This window comes from Streptomyces otsuchiensis (genome assembly GCF_004305975.1).
Classification (GTDB): Bacteria; Actinomycetota; Actinomycetes; order Streptomycetales; family Streptomycetaceae; genus Streptomyces; species Streptomyces otsuchiensis.
Genome location: NZ_BHZI01000333.1, coordinates 1 through 5,853 on the forward strand (window position 1 = coordinate 1; position 5,853 = coordinate 5,853).

The 5,853-nt window shown below is 67.7% G+C and carries 7 protein-coding genes and 1 pseudogene; 3 read left to right on the forward strand and 5 right to left on the reverse strand.

Annotation, left to right across the window (positions count from 1 at the left end):
- Positions 1 to 125: 125 nt before the first annotated feature.
- The 5 genes from E0D90_RS22945 to E0D90_RS22965 all read right to left on the reverse strand — a co-directional run bounded on the left by E0D90_RS22945 (position 126) and on the right by E0D90_RS22965 (position 3,170).
- On the reverse strand, positions 126 to 416 hold the full coding sequence (locus E0D90_RS22945) for a hypothetical protein (RefSeq protein WP_130799912.1): 291 nt from the start codon (positions 414 to 416) through the stop codon (positions 126 to 128).
- Positions 417 to 605: 189 nt separating this feature from the next.
- A complete protein-coding gene (locus E0D90_RS22950) occupies positions 606 to 839 on the reverse strand; it encodes a hypothetical protein (RefSeq protein WP_130799913.1) in 234 nt (77 codons plus the stop codon).
- 301 nt (positions 840 to 1,140) lie between these two features.
- A complete protein-coding gene (locus E0D90_RS22955; RefSeq protein WP_130799914.1) occupies positions 1,141 to 1,428 on the reverse strand; it encodes a DUF7848 domain-containing protein in 288 nt (95 codons plus the stop codon).
- Positions 1,421 to 1,765, reverse strand: a complete 345-nt coding sequence (locus tag E0D90_RS22960) for a hypothetical protein (RefSeq protein WP_130799915.1) — start codon at positions 1,763 to 1,765, stop codon at positions 1,421 to 1,423. Before E0D90_RS22960 ends, E0D90_RS22955 begins: the two co-directional genes overlap by 8 nt.
- Before the next feature lie 157 nt (positions 1,766 to 1,922).
- Positions 1,923 to 3,170, reverse strand: coding sequence for a helix-turn-helix domain-containing protein (locus E0D90_RS22965; RefSeq protein ID WP_130799916.1), 1,248 nt, complete (start codon positions 3,168 to 3,170; stop codon positions 1,923 to 1,925).
- Positions 3,171 to 3,276: 106 nt separating this feature from the next.
- Between E0D90_RS22965 and E0D90_RS22970 the strand changes: the two are divergent.
- The 3 genes and pseudogenes from E0D90_RS22970 to E0D90_RS22980 form a co-directional block, all read left to right on the forward strand.
- A pseudogene (locus tag E0D90_RS22970) lies at positions 3,277 to 4,578 on the forward strand (FtsK/SpoIIIE domain-containing protein); the annotation flags it as partial.
- Positions 4,579 to 4,614: 36 nt separating this feature from the next.
- The gene (locus E0D90_RS22975; protein ID WP_130799917.1) at positions 4,615 to 5,349 is read left to right on the forward strand and encodes a DUF2637 domain-containing protein; all 735 of its coding nucleotides are present in this window, start codon (positions 4,615 to 4,617) and stop codon (positions 5,347 to 5,349) included.
- Between the two features lie 148 nt (positions 5,350 to 5,497).
- Positions 5,498 to 5,853 (forward strand): replication initiator (locus tag E0D90_RS22980; RefSeq protein ID WP_369008437.1); only part of this gene is annotated, 356 nt, incomplete at its 3' end.

The following is a 5,853-nucleotide window of genomic DNA, read 5'->3' on the forward strand; positions in this document are numbered from 1 at the left end:
GCAAAAGCCGACAACCCGTCACATGTAGTGCTCAGCAGGCGAACCGCCCACCTCGAGACTTCTCAAAGACCCTGGCTCGGTGGGGCTCCCGTTTTCAGCTCTCCTGAGAGCGGAGAGAAATCCGATCAGCCCGATCGGACGAGGTCGGCAAGTTCGATTAGATACTCGTTAAACCTCAAGTCGCCATGAGCGGGAAAAAGCACCTCAAAGGCCGACTGAAGAGCCACGTTCGGGACTTCCTTCAAATCGCAGAGAGGGACTACTGAAACCACACCGGAAAAGCTATAGGAGAGCTCCACTGAACCTCCTGCAATCACAGCTGTAATTGAATCCTGAGTTTGCGAAGATTCTACAACTGACGCACCGGAAGATACGACTTCGCGGCACAGCTGAACAAGCATCAGAACAAAGTCCACGACGGGGAGGCCAGGCGTCCTCAATTGAACCTCGTTGCGCCCATCGCCGATCACTACGTCAGAACTGAGGTAGTGAAACGTCAGGTCATCGGCCGTTAGCGTGCGAGCCGAGAGACCCGACAGGCCATCGGCACGCCAGGATGGATCGTCAATGCGAGGTAGGAATGTAAACGAGATCACTTCGCCCCCCTAGTACATAAACTTCGGCATCGCGGTGACGAAGTTCCCCGCACCATCAACGGCTATTATCATGCCGTTCTGACCCATCGCCCCGACTTCCACATCGCCGAAATCGTAGTCGATGTAATATCCGCCGCGAGGGTCGGACTTAGACCTAGGAACCTGCGTCCCGTTCTTGATCGCCTCATCCACCATCCCTCGGAATCGAGTCTTGTCGATGCCATCAGCAAATACATTCTCCACCTTTCCGGCCTTATGGTAGGCCCCTCCAGGTGAATGCTGGTCCCAAGCGTGGTCAAACTGCCGGGTTCCTACAATGCAATTTGCATTGTGGACCAGTACAGGAATCTTACCCGCCAGCACATAGTACGTGTGCTACGCGACCCCTCTCTATCTGCGTATTCGCAGATCAGCGCCGGTTTCGGGTTCCGCTGGTGTCCGTGGTTGTACGGGGGAATCCGCGGGTGTTGCCGTCGCTACTGCCGTCAGGAGCGCGGGGCGCACGGTGGTGCTGCCGCTGACGCGGTGTCGGCGCAGGGGGACTTTACTGCCACGCTCCGGGCTCGGCACGGAGTGTGGCTCGGACGGTCTGCTCGTAGTGCTGGTGGCCGGTCTGGGCGCAGTGTTCGGCGATCCAGTGCGTCAGCTCGTCCGGGGTGTGCAGGGTGCCGGATGTGGCACCGCGGTTGCTTTCCTCGCCGGTGACGCAGACCGCCGTGAAGGCCGGCAGTGCAAGGGGGTCGGGGACGGTGGTCACGTGGTACTCGCGGAAGCGATAGCGCCCCCGTGCGGCGTCGCGGACCGGTGCGTCGGCGTCCGCAGAGTCAGGCACCCTCGTCCACCTCTTCCTCTCCCGGGTCCGGGAGGCGCTGCCCGCGCGAGTCGGCTACTCGGAGCGCGTCCGCCAGGGCCTCGGTCAACCGGCGGGCCAGCCAACGGTATTCGGTGGCCGACAGAGTTGGCACTCCGGGAGCCGTGGCTTCTCGGGCGTACTCCAGCAGTTCCTGGCCCATGCTGAGCTGTACCGTCTCGATGCTGTCGGCGAGGGTGGAGAGGTAGCCCCGGCCGTCGGTGCTCAGGTAGCAGGGCTTCCCCTCCGGGCTGGTCCACGGCAGCAAGCGGGGGCCTCCCCCACCCGACGCGGCGTCGTACAGGTCTCTACGACGCATGCGGTCGGCATCGCTCCTGGGCTGGCTCACTGGGCACCCCCGGCCTGGGTCACTGATGGTGGACACACCGACCGTAGGCACTGACGAATCGTCACCCCAGTTGAGAAACATGGCAGTTCGCGACTCTTGGTTCGCGAACTGCCACGCTGCGTGGCAGCTACCCGACGACGCCCAGGTAGTCGGCCATTTCGCGCATCTCCGTCGTGAGGGTGCGCTTGCGCTTGTCCAGGATCTCCTGCATGGTCTCGGCGGCACCGTTCTGGTGCCGCAGCCACTGCGGGGCGGATTCCCTGGCGCGGGTCAACTCCTCCATGGCGGCGGACAGGTCGCCGGTCCGGGTGTGGGCGCGCGCCACATCGAGGGTGAAGCGGTTCCCGTCGTTGGTGCTGGGCCTGCCCAAGCGCTTCCATGCCTTGGGCGACAACTCCTCCTGCTCGCCCGCCTTACGCACTACCGCGCGGGCGTCGCCGATGACCAGCGAGTCTTCGAGTGCCTTGACCGCGACGGTGACCGGCCCGAAGACGGACCAGTGCCGGGAGACGTTGCGATGCGCTGTGCCGACCGCGGTTGCCGCGACCCGGGCGGCCTGACGGTACTCCTTCGCCTCGTCGGGCCGGTTGTTCCTCGCGGCTGCGGCGGCGGCCTCCATCGCCAGGCCGCCCCACACCGCGTAGTGGTCCGGCTCGGCCCCGGTGATCTTCGGCTCCACCGCGTCCATGCTCCGGGCAGCGACCTGTTCCGCCTCGTCCAAGCGGCCCTGGCGCACCAGCAGCCAGCACATGCAGCCGACACCTGAGCCCGCCGCAAGCATGTCTCCGGCCTGACGGGCGTCCATGATGGCGCCGCGCACAGCGGCGTACGCGATGTCGTACTGCCGTACCTGGGTGAGGTAGGTGCCGGCCAGACGCAGCGCCTCGGCGCGCGCGAGCAGGGCCTGCCGGTGCTCGTCCGCGCTGTCGTAGTAGGCGACGGCCCTCCCGGCATCACGCAGCAGGACCGGCAGTTGGGCGGCGACGCTCTTGTAGCTGTCGGAGAAGTACAGCACCCGTGCGTCTTGCAGCGTCCGTCGGAAGGCGCGCAGGTTCGGTTCCTCGCCCACGGCTTCGGCGTCCTGGTCCACAAGTTCGACGGCTGGAGTGAGGGCGGCGCGGAGCTGGATCAGGTTGACGCGGTTCGGCTCCTCGGCCCGCCCGACGGGCTCCGGGGCATCGGACGCCATCAAGGCGGCGGTGGTCACCCCAAGCGCTCGGGCGAGCGTGTGCAGGGTTTCCATGCGGAGAGTGCCGCCCTGCTCGGCCTTGCGTACCGTGCCTGGCGATACGCCTGCGGCATGGGCCAGTTCCTCCTGGCTCATCCCCGCGCGACGCCGGTACTTGCGGACGTTGTCGGCCAGCTCCGTAATCATCAACTCACCACCTCCCACTCCACGGTACGCCCGGCCGGCGCATCACCCGGGGGTGATCCGGCGGACGCCCTCCCACAGGGGTACCCCAACACGTGGCGGGCCGGGCGTCCGCGCAGACAAGGGCACGCGGGTCAGCATGCGGCAGGCCATGCGGGTTCGCTGGGGCTGGGTACGCCTCGCGCGGATGGCCGGACTGACGGTCACCGACAAGACCCCGATCCTGCTCGCACAGATCACCGCGCAGAAGGACAGTCCCCCGCCCGTGCCCCGGGTGCTGACTCCGAAGATCAAGGTCAAGCCCGACCAGTACGGGGTGATCGTCCGGGCCCGCACGTTGCCACAGGTCGGGCTGGAGGAGTACCAGAAGTCGGCGCGGTTCCTGGCGGACGCGTGGCGGTGCACGCGAGTTTCCGTGCTGCCGGACGGCCCCGGCCGGGTGGTGATCCGGGGTGTGCGCTCCGACCCGCTCACCACGCCGACCACCCACCGGCCCACCGGCAGCCCGCTCACGGATCTGACGCGCTGGGAGCTGGGCGTGGATGAGTACGCCGCCCGGGTGTGCGTGTCCCTGGCCAACGTTCCCGGGGTGACCGTGGCCGGCGTCCCGGGTGCGGGCAAGACCTCGGGAGTCAACAAGTTCGTCTGCGACTTCGCGCCCTCCGCCGCCGTGCAGATCGCGGGTGCCGACGGGAAGGTGTCGCGGGCCTCGGAGGGCGACTACGCCGACCTGGTCAAGCGGATGTTCGCATTCTGCGGCGACGACCTCGACGAAGCGAACACACTGTTCAAGCGCCTGGTGGACCTGCGCAAGCGGCGCTCGGCGACCATCCGGGACGTGCTGGGTGTGAAGAACATGTGGCACGTCGGCCCCTCTCCGGAGTGGCCGCTCACGGTCCTGATCATCGATGAGGCGCACACGTTCTTCCGCGAGTACAAGGGCAGCGACGCCACAACCAAGCGCCTTGCCGCGTTGACGGCGGAGAATGCCCGGCTGGTGGAGGACCTGGTCAAGAAGGGCCGCAGTGTCGGCATCCTGGTGATCCTGATCAGCCAGAAGACCACCGGCGACGCCATCCCCACCTTCATCCGCGACGTGTGCCCCATCGGCCTGTCCTTCGCGCAGAAGACGGTAGAGGCCGCGGTGGCCGCGCTGGGTGAGGACATCCGCAACTGGCCCGACGCCAGCCCGGTCACCTTGCAGGACCCCGCCTACGTCGGCGTCGCGGTCATGGCGATGCAGGGCCGCCCCGGCTACACCCGCATCCGCACCCCCTACGTCTCGGACGCCGACGCGGCCCGTGTCGCCGAGGCCACTTCGCACCTGACCGCCGACCCGGATCTGTGCCTGGACGCCCTCCTCCGTACGACCGGCCGTACGGCGGCGCCCGCACCCTCGCTCACGAAGTGATCCCGAACAGCCCACGCCAGAAAGGAGGTTGAGGACATGAGAGAGGAACGGTTCACCCGGCGCACCGTGACCGTGGTCATGGCGGTCATCGCGGCCCTGGCCTTCGTCTTCTCCTTCGGCAACGTCTGGGCGCTCGCCCTGCGCCTCGGCGTCCCGCGCCCGATCGCGCCGCTGATCGCCCCCATGGTGGACCTGTCCGTCGTCGGTCTCCTGGTCGCCCTGCGGTTCCTGGCCCTGCGCGGCGTACCCAAGACGGAGTTGCGGGCCGGTACCCGGCTACTGCACCTGTGCGGGCTGCTCACCCTCGCCCTGAACACCGCCGAACCCCTGCTGGCCGGACGCTACGGCCGCGCCTGCCTGGACACCGTCGCCCCGCTCCTGCTCCTCGGCTGGGGCCACGTCGGCCCCACCTTCCTCGCCCAGTTCCACACAGCCACCACCCCTACCCCGCACCCGGAGGATACTGCCGCTCCTCTCTCCGAGCCGGTGCCCAACGAGGCACCCGCACCCGAATCAGCACCCACGCCCTCTGTCCCGGTCATCGCCGCCTCGCCGGCCGAAGAGCCGAAGCCCATCCCGGCTCCGGCCGCCATCACCAAGACGGCCCACTCCGCCTCCGGCCCGGCCCTTCCGGCCGCCCTACTGAACGCGGCCCGGCGCATCGCGGACACTCACCGCGCCCAGCACGAAGCGCCTATCACAGCAGCCCAGTTGGGGACTCGCATGGGCGTTGCCCTGCCGGTGGCCACCGCCGCCCTCGCTCAGCTCTGAACCCAGTCCCTCACCGGCCGCATCCCCTCGCTCAACCCACACGCGCCCCGCGCGCTGGTTCGTCATGCCCCGAGCCGCACCAACACGCCTCCTCGCCTGGCTGGTTGCTGCTCGGGGCCCCACCCGAACAGAAGGGACACGCCCCGACATGGTCACCCTGGACCTGCGCCACGTGGCAAGCCCCGCCGTACGGGACCTGCTCCACCTCGTCAACCACCCCGACTTCGACCGCGCACAGCAACAGATCGAACACCTCGGCGGCTGCACCGAACCCGTACGTCTCACCGGCCACACCACCACCCTCGACACCACAACCGGGGAAGTCCTGCACTCCTACACCACGTCCGAGGAGCCCACAGGCAGCTTGCTCACCGCGTGCGGCAACCGTCGCTCCTCGCGCTGTGCGGCCTGCTCCCGCCTCTACGCCGCCGACACCTACCACCTCATCCGCGCCGGCCTCTCCGGCGGCAAGACCGTCCCCGACACCATCCGCACCCACCCCCG